Origin of the sequence: Nocardia carnea NBRC 14403, from assembly GCF_000308515.1 — a bacterium.
Lineage (GTDB): Bacteria > Actinomycetota > Actinomycetes > Mycobacteriales > Mycobacteriaceae > Nocardia > Nocardia carnea.
This window is the reverse complement of record NZ_BAFV01000054.1, coordinates 59,859-82,274: the sequence shown is the minus strand read 5'-3', so window position 1 is coordinate 82,274 and position 22,416 is coordinate 59,859. Positions and strand designations below refer to the sequence as shown.

The following is a 22,416-nucleotide window of genomic DNA, read 5'->3' as shown; positions in this document are numbered from 1 at the left end:
TTTTCCGTAAAGTGGGCGCTGAAGGTCCGTACGGACCCGACCGCAACAATTCGGACTGCGGTGCAGCGGCCGGTGGGCTACCGGTTCGCCCGCCGCCGGACCCTGGAGAGTGGCATCGTGGGCATGCGCCCCCAAGCCGGTTTACCCTCGCTGTCCCGGCGCAGCCGTCTGCTGCTGGTGGCGGCGGTGGTGCTGGCCGCACTGCTGTTGGTAGGGCCACGGCTCGTCGACACGTACACGAACTGGTTGTGGTTCGGGGAGGTCGATTTCCGTGGTGTGTACCTGACCGTTCTATTGACCAGGGTCGCGATCTTCCTGGCGGTCGCGGTCGTTGTCGGCGCGATCGTCTGGCTGGCGTTGCTGCTGGCCTACCGATCCCGGCCGGTGTTCGTGCCGACCTCCGGGCCGGGGGATCCGATCGCGCGCTACCGCACCACTGTGCTGAGCAAGCTGAAGTTGTTCGGTCTCGGTATCCCGGCGCTACTGGGTATTCTCTCGGGGCTGGTAGCGCAGTCGAACTGGGTCACCGTCCAATTGTTCCTGCACGGCGGTTCGTTCGGCCGTACCGATCCACAGTTCGGATTGGACGTCGGTTTCTACGCCTTCGATCTGCCGTTCTACCGGATGGTGCTGAACTGGCTGTTCGTCGCCTTGGTGATCGCTTTCTTCGCGAATCTGGTGACGCACTATGTCTTCGGTGGCCTGCGCCTGACCGGGCGTGAGGGCGTGCTCACCACACCGGCGCGGGTCCAGCTCGCGGCGCTGGCCGGGACCTTCGTGTTGCTCAAGGCCGTCGCGTACTGGTTCGACCGGTATCAGCTGCTGATGAGCAGCCGTAAGGAGCCCACCTTCAACGGTGGTTCGTTCACCGATATCAATGCGGTGTTGCCGGCCAAGCTGATCCTGTTGTCGATCGCGGTCATCTGCGCGATCGCGTTCTTCGCCGGGATCGTGCTGCGTGATCTGCGGGTGCCCGCGATGGCGGCGGCGCTGCTGGTGCTCTCGTCGGTGCTGGTCGGTGCGGTGTGGCCGCTGATGGTCGAGCAGTTCTCGGTTCGCCCGAACGCGGCGGAGAAGGAACGCGAGTACATCGAACGCAATATCGACGCGACCCGGGACGCGTACGGCATCACCGACGACAAGATCGAATACGTTCCGTACAAGGGTGAGAGCAGCAAGAACCCGGTGGATGTGCCGGTCGACCATGCCACCATCGCCAACGCCCGGCTGCTCGACCCGAACATCCTGTCGCCGACGTTCACCCAGCTGCGCCAGCTGAAGAACTTCTACGGGTTCCCCGAAGAACTCGATATCGACCGGTACGAGCTCAACGGTCAGATTCAGGACTACATCGTCGCGGCCCGTGAACTCTCGCCGTCCACCCTCAGCGGTAACCAGACCGACTGGATCAACAAGCACACCGTCTACACCCACGGCAACGGTTTCGTCGCCGCCCCGGCCAACCGGGTCAACCGGCCGCAGTCCGAAGATCCCAACGAGGGCGGCAGCAGCGACTCCGGGTATCCGATCTTCCTCGTGAGCGATCTGTTCACACCGAAGGATCAGCAGCGGATCAAGGTCGATCAGCCACGGATCTACTACGGTGAGCTGATCTCACAATCGGACCCGGATTACGCCATCGTCGGTTCCGGGGAGGGCCAGGAGCCCCGCGAGTACGACACCGACCGGGAACGGTTCACCTACGACGGTGCCGGTGGTGTGCCGATCGGCAACTGGTTCAACCGGCTGGCGTTCGCGGCCAAGTACGCGGAACGCAATATTTTGTTCTCCTCGGCGATCAGCAGCGATTCGAAGATCCTCTACAACCGCTCACCCCGGGAGCGGGTACAGAAGGTCGCGCCGTGGCTCACCCCGGACGGCAATGCCTATCCCGCGGTCGTGGACGGCCGGATCAAGTGGATCGTGGACGCCTACACCACGCTCGACAGCTACCCCTACGCGCAGACCACCTCGCTGGAGGGCGCGCTCGAGGACAGTATCGACCAGCGCACCGGCCGGCTGCTGCCCCGTAAGGAGGTCAGCTACATCCGCAACTCGGTGAAGGCGACCGTCGACGCCTACGACGGCACCGTCGAGCTCTACGAGACCGACCCCTCCGATCCGGTCCTGCAGGCCTGGCGCGGGGTGTTCCCCGACGCGGTGAATCCGGAGAGCGAGATCAGTCCCGAGCTGCGCGCGCATTTCCGTTATCCGGAGGATCTGTTCAAGGTCCAGCGCGAGATGCTCACCAAGTATCACGTGGACGATCCGCGCGAGTTCTTCACCAACAACGCGTTCTGGTCGGTGCCCGCCGATCCGACGGTGGAGGGTGTATCGGCGAGCCAGCCGCCCTACTACGTGCTGCTGGGCGATCCGGAGACCGGTAAGCCGACGTTCAACCTGACCAGTGCGATGGTCGGCTACAACCGGCAGTTCCTGTCGTCCTATATATCGGTGCGCTCCGATCCGGAGGGTTACGGCAAGTTCAGAATCCTGCAATTGCCGACCGATACCCAGACACAGGGTCCGCAGCAGACGCAGAACACGATGACGACAGCGCCGCAGGTCTCGCAGGAGAAGACCCTGCTGTCCAACTCGAACAAGATCAGATATGGCAATCTGCTCACGTTGCCGGTCGCCGACGGCGGGATCCTGTACGTCGAGCCGTTCTACAACGAGCGCAATACCGGCCAGAACACGGCGACCTTCCCGCAGCTCCTGCGTGTACTGGTCAGCTATCGCGACCAGGCCGGCAGCGTGAAGGTCGGGTACGGGTCGACGCTCGCCGATGCGCTGAACCAGGTGCTACCGGGTGCCGGTGCGCTGGCGACGCCGTCGGGTGGCGATCCGGCTACACGGCCGAGTCCCGGCGATGCTCCGCCTACGGCGGAAACAGAGCCGCAACCCGAGGACCAGGGTGCAGGTACCACCGAGGGGGCCACGCCGCCACCGGCGGCCACGGGCTCGGCGGACCAGAGCGCCGCTGCGGCCGAGCTGAACCGCAAGATCGAAGCGGTACGCACGGCGATGCGTACCGGGAACTTCGAGGACTTCGGCCGGGCGCTGGACGAGCTGGATGCGGCGGTCAAGGCATACCAGGACGCCGGTAGGTAACAGGTGGGCCGATCCGTCGGCCCGTATATAACGCAAGAGGCGCTGCCATCCTTCTGGATGGCAGCGCCTCTTGTTTACGCGGTGACCGGCGCCCGATCAGGCGCCGTGCGGTGTCACAGGTGCGAACCGCACACCGGCCATGCGCCGGGGCCTTGAGTGGCGAGCACGTTCTCGGCGACGCGGATCTGCTCCTCACGGCTGGCGTTGCTCGCCGAGCCGCTACCACCGTTGGCCTCCCAGGTGCTCTGGGAGAACTGCAGGCCGCCGTAGTAGCCGTTACCGGTGTTGATGGACCAGTCGCCGCCGCTCTCGCACTGGGCAACAGCGTCCCAGTTGCCCGAGTAGGCCGAAGCGGTGGCAGTGGAAAGACCGAACGGTACGGCAACGAGTGCCCCGGCGATAGCGGTCATGCCGAGGGCGCGGGTGCTGAACTTTCGGGTCTTGGTCATATGCGAGTCCCTCCCTGTGCCCACCGGCAGCGCGTTGGAAGCTGCGTGCCCCTGTCCCCAGGTGTTGTGTCGGGGTTTGTTCCGAACCGTGGGACAGGGTTGCCGGTGTTCTCCGGTTCGGCCGGCCCGTCCCGGTCTGGTCGGGGCCTGGGAACGACCGTAACGAAGAAATCTCCGCAGATCACGTATCGATAACTATCAATATGTGCATTGGCGAGATTCGGGAATATGTGGAAAACTGCTGGTCATAATCGGAATTTCCGGTACCCAATCGGTCGTGTGATAACACGGAAATGTGACGGGGATCACCAGAAAATCGTAATTCGTGTCACGCGTATCGCGTTCGAGACCTTGGGCAATCGATCCGCTAACGCTCATCGGAGTCGGTGCACACGGAACGGCAACGGTTCGATCGACGCTTTTCGCGCTCGGGCGGGTTTCTCGGTATCGATCAGGTCCTTGGTGGAGTGTGAAAACCCGGTTGACCTGGCGATTTGTCATACCGGAGAAGTCGTGTGTAATGTTGTGTTCACCCAACGCGGGGTGGAGCAGCTCGGTAGCTCGCTGGGCTCATAACCCAGAGGTCGCAGGTTCAAATCCTGTCCCCGCTACTACCGGGAAGGCCCCGGAGAGGATTTCCTCTCCGGGGCCTTCTCTTGTTTCAGGGCGTGTCGCCCGTGTGTCCTGGCCTTACGCTGTGCCGCCACGGCGGTTGCGCAGTGGGCGGTGCCGTTCTCTTCGGGGACGGTGGGGGTGGAGGGTTGTCCGGCTACGGCTGGATTGTCAGGCGCTGCGGGCGCGTGCCGGGTGCGGGGCCGGCCGTATTTCGGGGACTTCGGCGGCTCGGAGCTGTCTTTGCTGCTATCCGGTCGCCCGGTTCGATGGTTCGCGCTTCCTGTGAATGTGATCGGGCAAATAACCGGCTAATCAAATGGGCATCAGATCTTTCTGATGCCCTGCGCGTCCGAAGATTTCGAACAGGTGGTTCGAGAACTCCGTGAGATACGGCATTTTCGGGCCCTCGGTAAATCGCTCGGGCGAATTGCGTCGGTGTAATTCATCGAGTCGGTCCCTGGTAGGTCACGTAACGGCAACGAGGCATGTATGAGGAGGTGGCGAACAGTGTGTGGGCGCAACATATTCGAGGCAATGGCAGAAAGGGGCGGTGGCCGGGTCCGCGGGCACACTTGCGTGAGTGCGTCCTACCCCGCCGCAGGCGTTGCCGGACCGAGACCCGAACTGGTTTGCTGGTACGCGCTGTCACCAACCGGAGGATTGACCTGCCATGCCGTCGAATTTCACGCTCAGAGCCGTCAATACGGCGCACCGCGCACTACTGCGCTTCAGCTTCGGCCGGATGGGGACCGAGTACTTCGGGATGCCGGCTCTCGAACTGATCACCATCGGCCGTAAATCCGGTCGGCCACGTTCGGTCATGCTGACCGCGCCGATCGTGGACGGCACCGACTACATCATCGTCGCCTCCCGGGCCGGCGATCCGACGAATCCCGCGTGGTATCACAATCTCCGGGACAATCCCGCGGTCGAGGTCGCGTTCCGCAACGGGCCCCGTAAGCCGATGACCGCTCGCGTTCTGCCCCCGGAGGAGCGGGCGCCGCTGTGGCCCCGGATCGTCGCCGACTACCCGGTCTACGGCGACTACCAGAAACGGACCACACGTGAGATCCCCCTCGTACGGCTCACCCCTCGGGTGGACGGATAGCCGGCGCGCCACAGGGGCGGTGGCCCCGGCGCCCCGCCGACGGGAACTGGGGGCCACGGTGCCACGGCACGGTGAGCAGCGCGAAGTCACAGGCCGGCGCAGCCCTGTGCCGTCGGACGTCCACCCGGTGGATCAGGCATTACGGGTGAGGGAAGGCGGGAACGGTTCGGGTTCGCCGGCCGGGCCCGGTGCGCCCGGGTCGGCCATGATGTCACGCCACCAGGCCTCCAGCCTGCTGGGCTCGGGCCAGATCACGGGGGTGTGATCGGTGCTCGTTTCCACGTCGTTCTCCTCGGGGCCGGTGTTGTCGGGCATCCTTGCCTCCTGTACGCGTGGTGCGCCGGCGGGTCGCCACGTGTGGGGACGCAGCTTCGATTTCGCCGCCCCCGAAACCGGTTCGCCGGAAATTCCCGCGACCGAGCAACGTTGTGACAGCAGATCGCCGGACCCGCCCGGTACCAATGTGCCGCAATTCTAGCCTTTTTCGATCGGGCTGCGCTCAGATTTGTACCGCGCCGATTTCGGGGATTCGAAGCGTGGCCATAGTCCTCGATCGGCCGGTAATGTGGATAAGTCTGTGCGGGAACGGGTTCCGAGATATCCGCAGGTGGTGGGCAAGATCATGATCGACAAAACGACCGGTTCGTAGAAATATGGCGGGAGCATTACGTCGACCGGGTGGGAAATATCGCATTAATGTATGTGTAAATGTTCTTTCATTTGCGGGTGCAGGATGCGGGTGCAGGTGAAATCGTCGTGAAGAACCGTCCCCGTATGCGTCCGCCCGCTCTCGCTGACGCTGGGTACACTGCCAGACATGTCGGTGGCTTCACCGCGGTCGCGGATCCCGGGGGCGGTCAATGGGTACGAGGCGCGCTGGCAGCAGCACAACACCGAACGGCAGCGCTTGATCCTGCAGGCCGCGGTGGAACTGCTCGAGGAGAAGCCGGCCGGCGCGGAGATCCCGGTGCTCCAGATCGCCAAGCGGGCCGGGGTTGCCAAATCGGTCGTGTACCGGCAGTTCAGCGGGCGCGAGGACTTGGACCGGCGGATCCGGTCGTATCTGATCGACGATCTCGGTGCTGTTCTGGACGCGCAACTGGACGTGTCCACCGGTTCGGTGCGCGAGATCATCACCCGCACCGTGCGGGCGGTGGCCGACTGGATGGGCGATCATCCCAACCTCACGGCGTTCGCGCGTTCCGGGCCACCGGCGGGCGGGCCGGACAATATCGATGCGATCAGCAGCCTGAAAACCCGTATCTCGGCGCGCTCGGGTGAACTCATCGAGGCGATCGGCGCGATCGTGGGCGTCGACTCGGCGGCCTTGGAGCCGGTGCCGTTCGCCGTGGTGACGATGGTCGAAGGGGTGCTCGCTGCATGGGTCGCCGATCCGCGACCCGCACGGACTCGCGCCGAAGTGGTGGCCGATCTGGCCGATTACGCGTGGTTCGTCCTCGACGGTGCTGCTCGCGCGGTCGGTGTGGTGGTGGATCCGGACCGGGAACTGGCCGAGGTGATCGCCGGGCTCAGCGTCACCCCGTGAGTATCCGGCCCCGGACCTCCGAGTGCCGGTCCGGGGCCGAGGTACCGGGTCAGGCGACCGCGGGCCGGATCCGGCGTTCCGGTTCGCTGCGGTAGCGCGAACGGTCACCGTCGATGCCCAGTGCTCGCCACAGCCGGGTGGTGACCGGGTTCATCAGCCCCAGCTCGTCGGCGAGAGTGCGCATATCGCCGAAGTAGCCGGACAAGATCCCGCGGGAGTGCGGGCTACGCCAGAAGGCCTCTTTGATCACCGAGCGCGGTATATCGAATCGGCGGGCGAACTCGGGCGGTGGCGCCATGATCTCGCCGGCCAGCCAGCGTAGCGCCAGCGGGAAGGAGATTCCGCACAGTGCGGTCGAGACCGGGCCCAGTTTTTCGATATGCGCGCGCAGGAATTCACCCGCGAACGAGATATGCCGGGCTTCCTCGGCGATATGGATCTCCATCGTCCGCACCACCAGCGGCGGCAGATTCGCGCCGTTGCGGATCATCGCCTTCTGATAGTGGTCGATCGGTTCTTCACCACCCAGGATGCCGAGGAAGAGAATGACATGGGCGTAACCGCCGGCCACTCCGATGAACGGGGACAGCGCCCGGAAGACCGGCCGCATCCCGGGAACATCGTCGCCGATCCGGTTCACCAGCTCCTGGAACATCTGGATGTGGTTGCACTCTTCGGTCATCTCGTGCAGGCAGTACCGGAACTCCGGTGATCCGTTGGGCAGTTTCGCGATGTACTGCATCATGCCGCGGATCAGCACGGTTTCGAAGGCCGCGCCGACCTTGATGGCGTTGGCGATACGCCAGCGCCCGATCTCGATCTGCTTCTCGACCGGCAGCTGCCGGTACCAGTCGGTGTTGCCGAGTGGATCGTAATCGGGGGAGAGGATCCAGCGTGGATCGTCGCGGTCGAGGGCCAGTTCGGGCGCGTCCCAATCGATATCGAGATAAGGGTCGAAGCGGCGGCGCACCGAGCCTTCCGACAGTGTTTCCAGCATCTCGCGGTACCGGGCGTCCAGCTTCGGGGCCCGGGGCAGAGTCGACGGCGTCATCGGTGCCTCCTCGTGCGTTATGGCGTACATCTCTCTACCGAAATTTACCGGGACTTCGAGTCTCAGTAAATAGCCGAGGGGGTAGTCGCAACAGAATCGTGCTCTGAGCTGGGCGGGTGATGAGACAGCCGGTCGGGGCAGGTCGTCGCGCCGCTGCCCAGCGGCAGGAACCGGTGACCGTGCTCGCCGGAAAGTCCCCGATCCGGTGGATGTGCCGGTCTGCGTCAGGCGACCGGGTGCGTGTGGACGCGGAGGGTTTCCAGGCGTGGGGCGGCCGGGTGGAAGTCGAAGATCAAGACCACCGGGCCGTCGGGCGTTTCACCGCTGACGGTCACCGACCGACCGGCCGCGAGGGTTTTCCCGCAGCGCAGGCCACGGGCCCGCGCGACCAGTTCCGCAGGGGCGATCGACTCACCCGACCACAGCAGCACTGTCTCGTGACCACCCGCCATTTCGGTGACTGTCGCCGTATCTCCCCCGGCCGCGGATGCGCACAGCCGGTGCACGATCTCCTTGCCGGTCCGGCCGATACCGGTACAGGCCCGGGCCATGCCCATGAGCCCGGATACGCCCTGATTGCGTAGCAGTAGGCCGCCGAGGCGGGTGCCCGCCCGCAGGCCGGCGATCCCGGTTCCCATGAGTTGCCCGATCATCGGCAGCAGTTCCCAGTAGGCCGCGAGATGGGAGATGCGCAGCTCGCCGTCCTCCGCGGTGATCTCGTAACGCAGATGCATCGGAACCCGCACCCGGGCGCCGGTCGACATGGTGATCGTGATGGCGAGGTCGCGTACGACGGTCGCGGGGCCCGCGAAATCGTGGGCCACATCGAAAACGATGTCGTTGGGGGCGATGAAGGTGTCGTAGAAGCGGGCGATCGCCTCGTGCCCGCGGTGCGGGGCGGAGCCGACGGGATCGTTGACCACCGCGTCACGGGTGAACAGGCCCACCCACGCGGCCCGGTCGTGTACGGCCACCGCGCGCGGCGAGGCCAGTACGGCGTCCCGTAGCTCGGTGGCGGTCGGGTCGAGCGGCACGGTGCCTCCTTCGGTGTCCGGATCGCGGCCATAGTAGAACACGTTCTACCAGGGTTGGAAGGTCTTGGCATGCCTGCGTGTGAACATGTCGGTGCGGTGCGGCATCATCTGTGCACGCAGCTATTCGACGAAACAGTGAGATTGCCGGAGTGCCCCATGCCCTCGCGAACGCCCTCGAGCGCGAAGCCGAAACCCCTGTCCGACAACGACCTCGAGCAGATCTCCACGGAGATCGAAGCGGGCCGCCCCCCGATGGTGTGGTTCACCGCCGCGGCGGTGGGGGTCACCGAAGGGCGTTCGGGCAAGGTCGTCTCGCTCGGTGACCCGGCCGACGGTGATTTTCTGCAGGTCCGCCCCACCGGTTCGAAGGATGTACTGTCCTTCGGGCCCACCGAGGTGACACTCACCAAACCGCCGCGCGACAAGCCGGCGGCCGCGGCGTCGAAAGCCGCCCCCGTACCGAAAACCGCGCCCGAGCCGAAAACTGCCCCCGAACCGAAGGAAGCGCCCGTGCCCACCGCTGCGTCCCAGACCACCTCCGAGAAACGGGCCGCCGAATCCGCTGCCGCCACCGCGAACAAATCCGCGGCCGAAGCGAAACCGGCTGCCGCGTCGCGCACCCCGGCTCCGGCCAAGGCGGCCAAAGCGCCCGCCGCGCGCAAGGCCAAGACACCGGAGGTCGTGGTCACCATCAACGGCTCCGCGGACGGTGAGTGGACCGTCGATGTGACCAGCGGTAAGAAACGCACCGCGCGCGCCGTGCCCGTGCCCGGTCCGGCTGTTGCCCAGGCGGCGAAACTGCTGAACCCCGAGGTCGCCGAGGTGGTCGAAGGCCTGCTCGAAACGGTGCGCGGTGCACAGGAAGCCAAAGTCCAGCAACTGCAGGCCGAACTGGAGCAGGCCCGCAAACTGCTCGAGGAACTGACGGACTGAACCTGCTCGCACACGGATCGGGTTCGGACTCTGCGGCGCGTTTCCCCGCGGTCCGAATCCGGTTGTCAGACCGCTGTCTCCCGCTGCCAGCTGTGCTGGATCGGCTCGGCCGGAGTGTGTCGCATGGCGTCGTGGAACATGTAGCCGAAGCCCCGGCGCTTCGCCAGATACATGGCCGCATCCGCATCCCGGATGAGGTCGTAGACCGTGGCGTCGATAGTGCGCGGGCCGCCGCAGGCCAGCCCGATACTGGCGGTGAGCGGCACCTCGCCGATACTGAGCCGGAACGGTTTCATGAAGGTGCCCAGCAGGCGTTCGGCCATTGTGGTCGCCTCGTCGCGATCCAGCGGTGCCAGTACGACGAATTCGTCGCCGCCGTACCGGGCCACCACATCGTCGCGGCGTACGGCGGTGCGAATCCGGTTCGCGGCCTCGGCGATCAATTCGTCGCCGACCGTATGCCCGTAACTGTCGTTGATCGACTTGAACTCGTCCAGATCGACGAACAGCAGGCACAGCGACCGCTCGGCCCAGTCCCGATGTTCGCGGTGCAGAACGCGCAGCAGCGCCGAACGGTTCAGCAGCCCGGTGAGTGGATCGTGATCGGCCTGATACTGCGCCTGGCGTTCACTACGGGCACTGCGCCCGATGGCGCGTTCGCTGCGGATCAGCAACCCGATCAGCAGCAGTGCCAGCACCACCGACACGATGACCTGATCGAGCGGGCTGAGGGGGGCGCGGGCCACCGGAACGAGTGAGGAAACCACCAGGGCCACCGCGATAACGCTGGCCCGCTGCCGGGAATGGTGCAACCGGATCGGCCGCGGTGCGCTCAATGTCGTCATCGTCGGGTGCAGGGCCGCCGCGCCCACCGCCACGTAGGTACCCAGGAGTGGGAGCAGCAGTACGTCCGGACTCACCGTCAGCGCGCCGGCTGCCGACACGCGGAAACCGATATCGGTGAGCAGGGCACCCGCCACGCCGAGATGTAACAGCCGTAGCGAGGTTTCCGACCGGCTCGCGGTGGCCAGGGAATGCGCGAGCAGGGTGAGCAGCAGCGCATCGAATACGGGAAAGACCACCGCGGTCAGCGTATTCATGGCCGCCTGGCCGGAGTCCAGGACAGGGGTGATGAGGAAGATCCAGGATGCCAGCAGGGCGCCGAGCCCGATCAATCCCGAGTCCAGGAGAACATCGGGATGCGCGCGGGCCTGGCGCGGCCGCAGCCACAGCAGTGCTGCCAGCGAGGTCCCGATATATCCGGTGAGCGTGCAGATCTCGTCGAGAGGGGTGGACGCCGCCGGGGACATTTCGCGGACAACGGTACCGACCGCGAACGGGACGGCCGCGGCCGCCAGCAGATACCAGGGCAGGGCCGGAACCGACCGGTGCCGGCGCACCCCGATCACGATCGCCGCCACGGTGCCCAGCGCGGCCGAGACCGCCACCAGCAAGGACAGCACGCGGGAGTCGACAACCAGGTGAACCGTGACCGCGGCGGCCGCGATCGCAGAAATTACTGCCCAGCAACGTAACCCGTGGAAACCGTACCGTCCTGCACGCTGTGGATCGCTGATGATCATCAGCCCCCCTTGTTGTCGCTCCATTCCCGGTGAAATCGAGCCGCGTCTCAGGTCGGAAATCCTTGTCTGTCGTGCTCTACCTGCCCAGCGAGCGGCGGCTGACGAAACCGAGTCTTCCTGTACGAGGGGATGTCCGAGCCGGGCGCTGCGCGTCCGACACCAAAACTGGACTATTGGTCCGATGATGACATGCAGTGCCGAATTTGTCGCTGTCTTGGCGCAACAACGTCGTAACGGGTGTCCCGGGTATCGGCGGCGTACCGACCGGCCGCCTGCGGCAGCTCGTACGGTGGTCCGGTGACTGAAAGCGAGGAGAGGGTCGGTATACACCGCGCATGGTCGGCGCCCGGCCGGGTCAACCTGATCGGTGAGCACACCGACTACAACGACGGGTTCGTCCTGCCGATCGCGATACCGCTGGCGGTCATCTGCCGCGGTGCCCGGCACACCGATGAACTGGTACGGGTGCGGTCCCGGCAGCGCCCGGGCGAACCGGTGCGCCTACCGGCCGCGGACCTGGCCGCCGAACGCGACCGGGTACCCGGCTGGGCGCGGTATCCCCTCGGGGTGCTTGCCGAGTTCGGGCGGCGCGGGTATCGGGTCGAGGGACTGGACCTCGAATTCGACGGCGAAGTACCGGCCGGTGCCGGTTTGTCCTCCTCGGCCGCCTTGTGCTGTGCCACCGCGGTGGCCGTCCGGGATCTCTGCGCGCCGGAGACCGGCAACCGGGAACTGATCGATATCGCCCGCGCCGCCGAGAACGACTACGTGGGCGCACCCACCGGAATCCTCGACCACGCCGCCTCGATCCTGTGCACCGCCGGGCATGCGCTGTTCCTGGATGTGCGTGCCTTCCAGAGCTCGGAAACCGGAGGTTTCGAACAGCTTCCGTTCGACCTGGCGGCGACCGGTCTGCGACTGCTGGTCATCGATACCGGCCAGACCCACGAGCACGCCGGTGGCGGATACGCCACCCGCCGGGCCGAATGTGCCGAAGCGGCAGCGGCACTAGGTGTGGGTTCGCTGCGCGATATCGGCGGCGTCGACCAGCTCACCGGCCTCACCGACCCCGTGCTGTACCGGCGCGCACACCATGTGGTGAGCGAGAACGAGCGGGTACGCCGGGTGGCCGCACTGCTCCGCGAAGGCGTGGACCCCCGGGCCATCGGCCCGCTGTTGAATGAGGGGCACGCCTCGCTGCGCGCCGATTTCGCCGTATCCACCGAGGTCCTGGATGCGGCCGTCGACACGGCACAGCAGGCCGGGGCGCATGGGGCGCGCATGGTGGGCGGCGGATTCGGCGGCAGCATCATCGCCCTGGTCGATACCGCCGACGCCGAGCGGGTCGGGGAGGCGGTACGGCAGCGCCTGGCCGAAATCGGCTACGACCGTTCGCGAACCTTCGAAGCCATCGCCGGGCCGGGCGCCGGACCACTCAGCTGACTCCGCACAGCGGCGCCCGGCCGGTTCTCACCGCACCGCCACGATCGAACCCGAGTTCCGGCCGTGGTAGTCCGCGTACTCGCTTCGGCCCTCGGTCATCGGCACGCCGGTCGGGGTTCGTTGTGCGATCACGGAGTCCCGGGGCCGGTAGGCCGGGTAGTGCACCTGAGCTCTGTGGCCGATCCGCATCGGCTTTGCCGGGCCGGTGGGCGGATGGAGGCCCACGCCGGGGCCGGGCGGACGATGATGCCCCAGCGTGGGCGTCGGGTTCCTCAGTCGGCCGCCCGGAGTCTCCGTGCCCGGCCGACGATGATGTCGACCACCAGGAAACCCAGCAGGCTCAGGCCGAAAACCGGCGCGAACCAGCCGATCAGCGCCGCCACAACAAGAACCGGGACCCCGAGCCGCAGGGAGCGGCGAAGCGCACCGCGCTGTGGGGGTTTACCCACGGCGCGCCAGGTACCGGCGGTGGCGGGGCGGCGCTGCCACCACATGAGGTAGCCGCGCACGATCACGGTGATCAGCCCGATCATTGCCGCCAACAGCACCAGCTGGTTGAGCAGGCCGAACATCAGGCCCATATGAAGCTGGATACCCCAGTTGGCCAGTTTGGCCATGAGAGTCCACTCGGAATAGGGCAGCCGGTCGGTGATCGCACCGGTGGCACCGTCGACCGCGACCGCGTCCACCGTGAGGGTGCCCGACCGGCGCAGTTCCTTCACGGCGAAGGCCCCGGTGTCGTCGCCGGGGACGCTGATCTCGGCAGCCTGGGTTACTCCGGCCGCGCGGGCGGCGGTCACTACGGTGTCCAGTTGTTCGATCCGCTCAGCGGGGACGGTATGGGTCATCGCGGACCCGCCGTGATGGCCGGTATGGCCGGAGTGATCCGAGGCCGGTGTATTCGGTAGCGCGGTGTCGACCGCGGGTGTGGTCCAGCTGAGGTTTTCCCGCAACTGCTCGATATTGGCGCCTGCGTAGGTCGACCAGGTGAGTCCGGTTGCCGACAACAGGAGCAGGATCGGCAGGATCCAGATGCCGACCGCGCCGTGCCAGTTCAGCCGCCGTCCGCGCGTATTCGGTGTCAGATCGGGGGCGAACAGCCAGGCCGCGGAGTTGCGGCGGCGGCGCGCCCGCACTCGCCGCACCCACAGCACCAGCCCGGCCAGGGCGATCAGCCACAGCCACGAGGCGGCCAGCTCGGAGTACAGCCGGCCCGGTTCACCCAGGTGCAGGTGGCGGTGTGCCTGCGATATCCAGGCCCGGACAGGCAGCGCGCCGGAGCTTCCGTAGACCACGGATTCGCCCACCGGCTGCGCGGTGACGGGGTCGACGAAGACCGCGTGCCGATCGGATTCCCCGAGACCGGGATCGCTGAACAGCACCCGGGTCGTTTCGTCTGGTTCCGGCGCCGGGGCGACCGCGACCAGAGTGAGATCCGGGCGTGTCGCGACTCCCGCGGCGACCTGCTCGGACAGCGGCCGCTGCGGGCCCTCTGAATCCGTGTACAGCACGTCCCGGCCGGTAAAGGATTCGATGGTCGGTGAGATCGCGTACAGGGCTCCGGTCATTGCCGCGATCAGGAGGAACGGCCCCACGAAGAGGCCGGCGTAGAAATGCAGCCGGAGTGCGAGCGCGCGAAATGCGCCTCTGCCCGGCCTGTTCGTATTCGTCGCGGGAGCGGCGTTATCGCGCGCCGTGGCGACCTCGGTGGTACTCAAGGTTGCTACCTGCCTGTGCTGGTTCGGGCGCACCGCCGGACCGTGCCGGGCGTGCGCACAGACCCCGGCGGCCGGCTACGGCTCGACCGGGATGAGGAAATCCGGCGCGGACGACGGCGCAACCGTGCGACCGGCACGGCGCGGCCCGCAGGCCGGAACGAGAGATCAGACCAGGACGGTGGCGGGTGGGGCGCGGGTACCCCCGGTACCGGTGACGAGGATGCGCGGAAACAGGCGGTCGCGGTGCGTCGTACGCAGCGGCGCCGGTCCGGCGATCGCCGGTACTCGCGGAAAGAACGGGATGATCCGGGCGAGCGCCGCGGTACCCGTCCGATAGGCGGTTTCGGCACCCCGGACGAGCAGCGCGGCAACCCACGCGGCCAGCACATGTGCCGCGATCATCGCGGGTGTCAGTTGCAGATCACCGTGGTGCAGGTGTCCGCTGCCCCAGCCGAGACAGAAATGGCCCAGCAGCTGACCGGCCGTGAGCGCGGCGGTGAGCCCGGCCGCTCCGGTACGCATACCGGATACGAGCGCACCCAGTGCCGCGGCCGCGGCACCGAGCAGCATGATGGCCGTACTGTCCGGGACGGCGGTAGGTGCGGCCCAGCCGTGTGCGGCTACCGCGACGCTGCCCGAGATCAGTCCGGCCACGGCACCGCGGACGCGGGCGGCATCGCGACGGTCCACCGGATGGGTGGCGCCGAACCTGATCTGCACCGGGCGATGATAGCGGTGTTTTCGGCGCGCCGGCACGCACGGGGGTTCGGCCCCCTCGACGGGCCGAACCCACTCAGGGTCCCGCTGAACTCGGTGCCGCCGTCGTCGCATCGGTTCAGTGGGTGCCGAGGTCGAGCGTCCGGCTGGAGTCGGTGCTGCTGTTCGCTGGTCGCGTGCCGAGGTCGGGAGTCGGTGCTGCCCGCGTCACTGGTTCGATTCCAGCTCCGTCAGGGGTTTGCGGAGCAATTTGCCGGTGGCGTTGCGGGGGAGTTCGTCGAGGAAGAACACTTCGCGGGGAACCTTGTAGCGGGCGAGGTTCGCCTTGACGTAGTCCTTGATCTCCTGCGGGTCACGTGCCGAATCGGGTCCGGGGACCACCACGGCCCGCAGGCGTTTGCCGAATTCGCGGTCGTCCACGCCGACCACCGCGGCCTCCAGAACGTCGGGGCGGTTGGCGATGAGATGCTCGACTTCCTGGGGGAAGACGTTCTCGCCGCCGGAGACGATCATGTCGTCGTCGCGGCCGTCGATGAACAGCAGGCCGTTACGGTCCAGATGCCCGACATCGCCGGACGACATCATTCCGTCCACCTGCTCCTTGGTGCGGCCGTCGGTATAGGCCTTGAACGCGTGCGGGTTGTCGATGAAGATCGTGCCGGTCACGCCCGGTTCGGTGATCCGCTTGCGATCCTCGTCGTACAGGGCGATCCGCACCCCGACCGGTGGCCGGCCTGCTGTGGTCGGCTCGGCCCGCAGTTCCTCCGGTGTGGCCACGGTGATCACCGCGCATTCGGTGGAGCCGTACAGGTTGTACAGCACATCGCCGAAATATTCGCCGGTGCGCATCACCACATCCGGCGGGATCGCCGAACCGGCCGCGAAGATCACCCGCAGCGAGGACATGTCGTAGCGGTCCAGGATCTCGCGCGGCTGATCGAGGAGGCGCTGCAGCATGGTCGGCACCACGACGAGTGAATCCGCCCGGTAGCGCTCGATATTGGCGAGCGTGAGTTCAGGGTCGAAACGCCGCTGCTGGAAGATCACCCGGTTGCCGAGACCCAGGCCGAGGCTGAACTGAGACAGTCCGGTGCCGTGGAAGATCGGCGCCGCCATCACCATGGTCCCGTTGCTGGGCAGCGGAACCCGGTCGATGAACTGGGCGGAGATGAAGGGGCTGACCTTGTCGCGCGGGGCACCTTTCGGGGTTCCGGTGGTACCGCTGGTCAGGATAACCGTGCCGCCGGGTTTACCGGGTGCGGTCAGCGGCGCGGTGGACTGTCCGGCGGATACCGATTCGACCGTGGGGATCGCCGGATCCGCGTGGTCGGATGCGTCGACCCAGGTCAGGATGCGCGGGATCGACTCCGGGATCGCGCTCATCAGCTCGAAGAATTCGCTGTCGTGCAGGACGGCTTTGACCCGCTCGCGTTCGGCCACATCGGCGAACTGCGGTTTGGCGAAGCCGGTGTTCATCAGTACCGCACGCAGACCCAGCTTGCCGGAGGTCAGCATGCTCAGCACCATGCCGCGGTGATCGCGCGCCAGGATGGCCACCACATCGCCGGCGCCCAGGCCGCGTTCGACGAGTCCGCGCGCGAAGGCGTTCGACTGTTCGTCCAGTTCACGGAAGGTGAGTTCGCCTTTTTCGTCGGCGATCGCGGGGGAGTCGGGCCGGTCCTGCACGGCATGCATCACGACAGCCGCGAACGGACCGTATCTGCCCGCATTGACCATCGACTTGACGGCATGGTCGAGCCGCAGCGGATCGAACAGGCCGCGTTTACGCATCACGTTCACGGCCAGCGCGATATCGCCGGCCTTGCGAACGGGGCCGGGCAGCGACAATGTCATCGGCGACAACCTTCCGCGGCACAACCGCCGGACCGGCGGCCTACCTGTTCGAGCTCCAGTGCTGTGCCAACCCTAGCAATGCGGCCCCCGGATGCGACGACATTGTCTCGGACAGTAAAGAAACCGGGACATCGCTGTGGAATGTCCCGGTTTCGTTGCCTCGGAGCCGGTATCAGACCTCGTATTCCACCAGGACCCGGCGCAGCAATTTCCCGGTGGGGTTGCGCGGCAGATCTTCGAGGAAGACGACCTCGCGCGGAACCTTGTACCGGGCGAGGTTCTCCTTCACGTGGGCCTTGATCTCGTCCTCGGTCGGGGTGTGGCCGGGTTCGGGCACCACGAACGCGCGCAACCGCTTACCGAACTCCACATCGTCGACGCCGACCACGGCGGCATCGAAGATGTCCTCGCGTTCCAGCAGCAGGTTCTCCACCTCCTGCGGGAAGACGTTCTCGCCGCCGGAGACGATCATGTCGTCGTCGCGGCCGTCGACCATCAGCAGGCCGTCCTCGGTGAAATGGCCGACATCCCCGCTGGACATGTAGCCGTCGATGATCTGCTTGTGCCGGCCGTCGGTGTACCCCTCGAAAGGTGCACCGCTGCGGACGAAGATCCGGGCGGTGACATTCTCGGCGTCGACGCGCTTGTCGTTGTCGTCGTACAACCGCACATCACAGGTCAGCGGGGGACGGCCGACGGTGCCGGGGGCTTTCGCGAGCTCATGCGGCTGGGCCACGGTCGCGATGGCGACCTCGGTGGACCCGTAGAGGTTGTGCACCACCGGCCCGAAAACCTCGGCCGCGCGGATGCTGAGTTCCGGTGAAAGGGCCGAGCCTGCCAGCACGATGCCCTTCAGCGAGGACGTATCGTACTTCGCTCGGACCTCCTCGGGCAGTTCCACCATCCGGTGCAGCATGGTCGGGACTGCGACGAGCATATCGGCCTTGTGATCGGACACCATCTTCAACGTCGCCTCGGCGTCGAAGCGGCGCCGCATGACGATCTTGTTCGTCAAGCCGGTGGCCACCAGCCAGGTGCCCAGGCCCGTGCTGTGGAAGATCGGCGACACGATCACCATCGTGGCGCGTTTGCGGAACGGCATCCGATCCAGGAATTGCGCGGTGGCCAGCGGGGACGCCTTCTCGCGCGGCGCGCCCTTGGGCAGGCCGGTGGTACCGCTGGTCAGAATGATGAAACCGCCCGGCTTACTCGGTACGGGCAGTTCGTCGAGGCCGTTCTCGGCGATCAGATCGTCGAGGCTCTTCGCGCCTTCGGGGAGTTCGGTGCCCTCGTCCACCCAGGTGAGGAAGCGCGGCATATCGGCCGGCAGGGCGTCGAGCAGGCCGAGGAATTCGCTGTCGTGCAGGACCGCCGCGACCTTTTCGCGCTCGCACACCTCGGCGAACTGCGGTTTGGCGAAACCGGTGTTCATCAGGGCGATCTTCACACCCAGTTTGCCGGCGGCGGCCATCGACAGGATCAGGCCGCGATGATCGCGGGCCAGGATGCCGATCACGGTGCCCTCGGTGAGGCCGGCCTTGCGCAGCCCGTTCGCGATCTTCGTGGACTGCTCGTCGAGTTCGCGGTAGCTCAGTTCGCCGCGCTCGTCGACCAGGCCCGGCGCATCCGGGGCGATCCGGGCCGAATGCATGATCAGCGTCGCCTGCGGGATATAGGTCTTGGAATCCTTGAGCGTCCGCAGCGTTTCCCCCGGATTCTTCAGATCGATGAATCCACTGGACTGCAGCAGCCCATATGCTTTGACAGTCTCCAGCGTATGCGCCAGGTTCACCCTCGAACACCTCCACAGATCCTCGCGTCGGCACTCGACCTAGCGATTCCGAACGGCATATCGGGGCTCACGGTAGCAGTGAAAGTGCGTCCGCTCACAACGTACGCACCGGACAAAAACGACACCTCCGCTGTGGCCGGAACATCCCACGAAATGGGCACGCGCCGGATATCCGGCGCGTGCCCGAGCTGTGCTTATCTGCCGGAGCCTCAGTTGTAGATCGAGCCCAGCGACGGGAAGGTGATTTCCCCGCGCGCGTACTGGAAGCCATCCGGGTGTTCCGGGCTCATCGGAACCGGCCACCGATGCCACAGGCTGCCGTAGACGGCGGCCACCACCATGCCCTGCCCCGGGTCGATCACCCGGGTGCGGATGGTGGTATCGGCGATGATGTCGATGTGCTCGGTCAGCGGTTCGATCCCGCTGCGGCCGTTCGACAGGTTGAGCCAGACCACCTCCAGCCGGGCTCCGGCCTGATTCGGGGCGATGGTACCGGGGCCGCCGAAGAACGCGAACCGGAACCCGTCGATATTCAGCGCCACGCCCGACCCGTACATACCCGGCCCGCCCCCGCGGCCGATATTCGATTCGGCCGGGATCTGGAACGGCTGGGCCGGCAGGGCGGCCTCGCGCGCGGCATCGGTGACCCGCGGATCGTCGATGAGCATATCGACGGCGCGTTCGGCGCCGGGGTCGCCCGCGGCGGCCGTCCGCAGCTGCTGGGTCGCCGAAACCCAATCGACCTGGGCCGGCTCGGCGGTGGCGTGTCCGGTGAAGAGCATGGTGGCCGCGGCCGTAGCGGCGAGCGAGGTGACGAGCCGACGGGCGAAGCCCTTTGTGCGCATAACCAGTCTCCTTGCAGATACGTTGTCCGGGGAACTGCACCCGGTGGTGGGTTCAGCAGGGTGGAGAGGGGCAACACGTACCGGCGGATCCGGGCGTCGAGCGGAGGTGAACCCGCCGGGTCGAACCAATCGCAAAACGTTGACACCAACATGTCACCCGGTCGGCGCACTGTCCAGACCGCCGCGCGGGCGTCGCGTGCGCAATTTCGGTTCTCCGGCATGGAGTCCCGGGCGACGGGTGAGGCGTGGACGGCCGGTGATGATTCCCGATCGGCGGCCGGACCGGAAATCGCCGGAATAATCCGTTGGCGAACGACCGCGACCACTGCTACCTTCCCGGGGCCGTGCCAGAGGACCAGGAGGTGGTATCCGTGAACGCAGTATCGACATGGGTGCTCCCCTCCGGGGTCACGGTCGGGCGATAGGTCGTCCGGGAGCGCCGTAGGACTCCCGAAAGGCACGACCGTGCACTTCATTACCGAACAGCCCCTCGACCACGACATCCTCGAACGCACATTCACCCTCGGCGAGATCCCCGGCATTCTGTGGACGCCGGAATCCGCGTCCACGCCGGTGCCGCTGATCCTGCTCGGCCATCCTCCGCTCGGCCTGCAGAAGATGTACCCGCGACTGCTGGACAGGGCCCGGCAAGCCGCGGCGGAAGGCTTCGCCGCGGCCACCATCGAGCTCCCCGGCAGCGGTGACCGGCCCCGCTCCGCCGCCACCGATCGAGCCCGCGCCGACCTGCAGCGGGCGTTGCAGACCGGCGGACCGGTCACCGCCGATATCGTCGACCGGCTCGTCCTGCCGCTGGCCGAGCAGGCGGTCCCGGAATGGCAGGCGGCCCTGGATGCCCTCCTCATGCAGCCTGAGATCGGCGGCCCGGCCGGTTTCTCGGGTGGGCTGATCTCCATCGGCATCCGGCTGGCGGTGGTCGAACCGCGCCTCGCGGCCGCCGTTCTGTTCGCCGGCAGTTTCGTGCCCCGCGCGATACTCGCCGAGGCTCGGAAGGTCACCATTCCGCTGCACGTCCTCCTGCAATGGGACGACGAAGGAAACGACCGGCAAGCGGCCTTGGACCTGTTCGACGCCCTCGGCTCCGAGGAGAAGACGCTGCACGCCAACATGGGCGGACATGCCGGCGTCCCGCAGTACGCGGGGCAGGAGGCGAACCGGTTCTTCGGCCGGCACCTGAAGTGAGGCCGAACCGCAGGCGGCCGGCGAGCTGAAGTAGGGACGTCGAGCGCTCCACCAGGCGACAGGACACCGGTCCGGGCCGCTTGCGGCGGCCCGGACCGGTTGTCCGCATCCGGCCTGCTTATTTTAGTTCGGCGCTGGTCTTGTTCAGGACCCGGCGGGCGACGATGAGCTGCTGGATCTGCTGGGTGCCCTCGAAGATGTCCAGGATCTTGGAGTCGCGACTCCACTTCTCCAGCAGCAGGCGCTGCGAATAACCCACGGCGCCGGCCAGTTCGACCGATTTCAGCGTCACATCTGTGCCCGTACGGCCTGCCTTCGCCTTCGACATCGAGGCCTGCAGCGAGTTGGGCTGCTTGTTGTCGGCCATCCAGGCCGCCCGCATCGCCAGCAGGTAGGCGGATTCGTAATCCGCCTCCATCCGCAGGAATTCGGCTGCCGCGGCGTGCTGGTTGTTCGCCGGGGTGTCGTAGGAGATCTCGATACCGGCGTCGGTGAGGATGGTGCGCAGTTCCTCGAGCGCGGCGCGGGTGACACCGATGGCCATCGCCGCGACCATGGGCCGGGTGTTGTCGAAGGTCTGCATGACCCCCGCGAACCCCTTCTCCACGTTCACTTCCGGGCTGCCGAGGATATTGTCCTTCGGGATCCGGCAGTCCTGCAGCAGCAGTACCGCGGTATCGGAGGCCTTGATGCCGAGCTTGTGTTCGAGCCGGGCCACCGACAGGCCGGGGGCGTCGCGCGGGACCACGAACGATTTGATGGCGGCGCGGCCGAGGCTGCGGTCCACCGACGCCCACACCACGATATGGGTGGAGCGCTCACCGGCGGTCACGAAGATCTTCTCGCCGTTGAGTACCCATTCGTCGCCGTCGAGGACGGCGGTGGTGGTGACAGCGGCCGAATCGGAGCCGAAGCTCGGCTCGGTGATGGCCATGGAAGCCCATACCTTGCCGAACCGTTCCAACTGCTCATCGGTGGCGACCGCGGCGATCGCAGCATTGCCCAGCCCCTGATACGGGATCGACAGCATCAGCCCGACATCGCCCCACGATGTTTCCAGGGCGTTGAGCAGCGCCGACATATTGCCGCCGTTGGCATTGACGGGCATGGTGGCAGGGTCTTCGTCCTCATCGGACCGGCCACCGGCCGCGCCGCTGATCTTCTGGGTGCCCGAATCGCTGAGCCCGTCGACCATGGCGGCCATCGTGTCGAGCTCCACCGGGTACTCGTGTTCGGCGAGGTCGTATTTGCGCGAGATCGGCCGGAAGATCTGCGCGGCCACCTGGTGCGCCTGATTCGCGCTGGCCCGCAGCTTCTTCGGCAGTTCGAGGTTGATCATGGAAGTTCTCCTGAGATGAGGAACCTTGTCGCTCGGTCGCAGTCTGTGGTTCGGGGCCCGGTCTCGTTCTGGAGC

General features: G+C 66.5%; 16 protein-coding genes, 1 tRNA gene and 1 pseudogene. 7 read left to right on the top strand and 11 right to left on the bottom strand.

The window, feature by feature from the left end; all coding sequences use genetic code 11:
- Positions 1–117: 117 nt before the first annotated feature.
- Positions 118–3,114: a UPF0182 family protein gene (locus tag ON22_RS19925; protein ID WP_081595712.1), complete on the top strand. Its 2,997-nt coding sequence runs from the start codon at positions 118–120 to the stop codon at positions 3,112–3,114.
- A gap of 116 nt (positions 3,115–3,230) precedes the next feature.
- On the opposite strand, the pseudogene ON22_RS19920 reads toward ON22_RS19925, so the two are convergent.
- A pseudogene (locus ON22_RS19920) lies at positions 3,231–3,563 on the bottom strand (transglycosylase family protein); the annotation flags it as partial.
- 537 nt (positions 3,564–4,100) lie between these two features.
- On the opposite strand from ON22_RS19920, the gene ON22_RS19915 reads away from it, so the two are divergent.
- Positions 4,101–4,174, top strand: a tRNA-Met gene (locus tag ON22_RS19915).
- A 674-nt stretch (positions 4,175–4,848) separates the two neighbouring features.
- The gene (locus ON22_RS19910) at positions 4,849–5,286 is read left to right on the top strand and encodes a nitroreductase/quinone reductase family protein (RefSeq protein WP_033243192.1); all 438 of its coding nucleotides are present in this window, start codon (positions 4,849–4,851) and stop codon (positions 5,284–5,286) included.
- A 132-nt stretch (positions 5,287–5,418) separates the two neighbouring features.
- Here the strand turns inward: ON22_RS19910 and ON22_RS36785 are convergent, their stop codons facing one another.
- Positions 5,419–5,601, bottom strand: a complete 183-nt coding sequence (locus ON22_RS36785) for a hypothetical protein (protein ID WP_156052248.1) — start codon at positions 5,599–5,601, stop codon at positions 5,419–5,421.
- A gap of 502 nt (positions 5,602–6,103) precedes the next feature.
- Between ON22_RS36785 and ON22_RS19900 the strand changes: the two genes are divergently transcribed.
- Positions 6,104–6,832, top strand: coding sequence for a TetR/AcrR family transcriptional regulator (locus ON22_RS19900; RefSeq protein ID WP_051157850.1), 729 nt, complete (start codon positions 6,104–6,106; stop codon positions 6,830–6,832).
- 49 nt (positions 6,833–6,881) lie between these two features.
- On the opposite strand, the gene ON22_RS19895 is transcribed toward ON22_RS19900, so the two are convergent.
- Together ON22_RS19895 and ON22_RS19890 are read right to left on the bottom strand one after the other, a co-directional pair.
- Positions 6,882–7,883 carry an AurF N-oxygenase family protein gene (locus tag ON22_RS19895; protein ID WP_033243566.1) on the bottom strand — a complete coding sequence of 334 codons (1,002 nt, stop codon included), beginning with the start codon at positions 7,881–7,883 and terminating at the stop codon, positions 6,882–6,884.
- A 224-nt stretch (positions 7,884–8,107) separates the two neighbouring features.
- Positions 8,108–8,917, bottom strand: coding sequence for a nuclear transport factor 2 family protein (locus tag ON22_RS19890; RefSeq protein WP_033243565.1), 810 nt, complete (start codon positions 8,915–8,917; stop codon positions 8,108–8,110).
- Between the two features lie 156 nt (positions 8,918–9,073).
- On the opposite strand from ON22_RS19890, the gene ON22_RS19885 reads away from it, so the two are divergent.
- Positions 9,074–9,850, top strand: a complete 777-nt coding sequence (locus ON22_RS19885) for a DUF6319 family protein (protein ID WP_033243190.1) — start codon at positions 9,074–9,076, stop codon at positions 9,848–9,850.
- Positions 9,851–9,915: 65 nt separating this feature from the next.
- Here the strand turns inward: ON22_RS19885 and ON22_RS19880 are convergent, their stop codons facing one another.
- Positions 9,916–11,433, bottom strand: a complete 1,518-nt coding sequence (locus ON22_RS19880; protein WP_033243189.1) for a GGDEF domain-containing protein — start codon at positions 11,431–11,433, stop codon at positions 9,916–9,918.
- Positions 11,434–11,730: 297 nt separating this feature from the next.
- Between ON22_RS19880 and galK the strand changes: the two genes are divergently transcribed.
- Positions 11,731–12,876 (top strand): galactokinase, encoded by a 1,146-nt coding sequence (gene galK / locus ON22_RS19875; protein ID WP_231508377.1) that lies wholly within the window; start codon positions 11,731–11,733, stop codon positions 12,874–12,876.
- 272 nt (positions 12,877–13,148) lie between these two features.
- On the opposite strand, the gene ON22_RS19870 is transcribed toward galK, so the two are convergent.
- The 5 genes from ON22_RS19870 to ON22_RS19850 all read right to left on the bottom strand — a co-directional run bounded on the left by ON22_RS19870 (position 13,149) and on the right by ON22_RS19850 (position 19,802).
- Positions 13,149–14,594, bottom strand: coding sequence for a PepSY-associated TM helix domain-containing protein (locus ON22_RS19870; RefSeq protein WP_033243188.1), 1,446 nt, complete (start codon positions 14,592–14,594; stop codon positions 13,149–13,151).
- Positions 14,595–14,759: 165 nt separating this feature from the next.
- Complete coding sequence (locus ON22_RS19865) at positions 14,760–15,314, bottom strand: hypothetical protein (protein WP_231508370.1); 555 nt, start codon at positions 15,312–15,314, stop codon at positions 14,760–14,762.
- A 204-nt stretch (positions 15,315–15,518) separates the two neighbouring features.
- Positions 15,519–17,165, bottom strand: a complete 1,647-nt coding sequence (locus ON22_RS19860; RefSeq protein ID WP_033243187.1) for an acyl-CoA synthetase — start codon at positions 17,163–17,165, stop codon at positions 15,519–15,521.
- A 172-nt stretch (positions 17,166–17,337) separates the two neighbouring features.
- Positions 17,338–18,957: an acyl-CoA synthetase gene (locus tag ON22_RS19855; protein ID WP_033243186.1), complete on the bottom strand. Its 1,620-nt coding sequence runs from the start codon at positions 18,955–18,957 to the stop codon at positions 17,338–17,340.
- A gap of 209 nt (positions 18,958–19,166) precedes the next feature.
- Positions 19,167–19,802, bottom strand: coding sequence for a hypothetical protein (locus ON22_RS19850; RefSeq protein ID WP_033243185.1), 636 nt, complete (start codon positions 19,800–19,802; stop codon positions 19,167–19,169).
- Between the two features lie 465 nt (positions 19,803–20,267).
- Here ON22_RS19850 and ON22_RS19845 point away from each other — a divergent pair, with 465 nt between their 5' ends.
- Entirely contained in the window at positions 20,268–21,002 is a 735-nt protein-coding gene (locus tag ON22_RS19845) for a dienelactone hydrolase family protein (RefSeq protein WP_033243184.1), read from the top strand.
- Between the two features lie 118 nt (positions 21,003–21,120).
- On the opposite strand, the gene ON22_RS19840 is transcribed toward ON22_RS19845, so the two are convergent.
- Complete coding sequence (locus tag ON22_RS19840; protein ID WP_033243183.1) at positions 21,121–22,341, bottom strand: acyl-CoA dehydrogenase family protein; 1,221 nt, start codon at positions 22,339–22,341, stop codon at positions 21,121–21,123.
- Positions 22,342–22,416 lie beyond the last annotated feature (75 nt).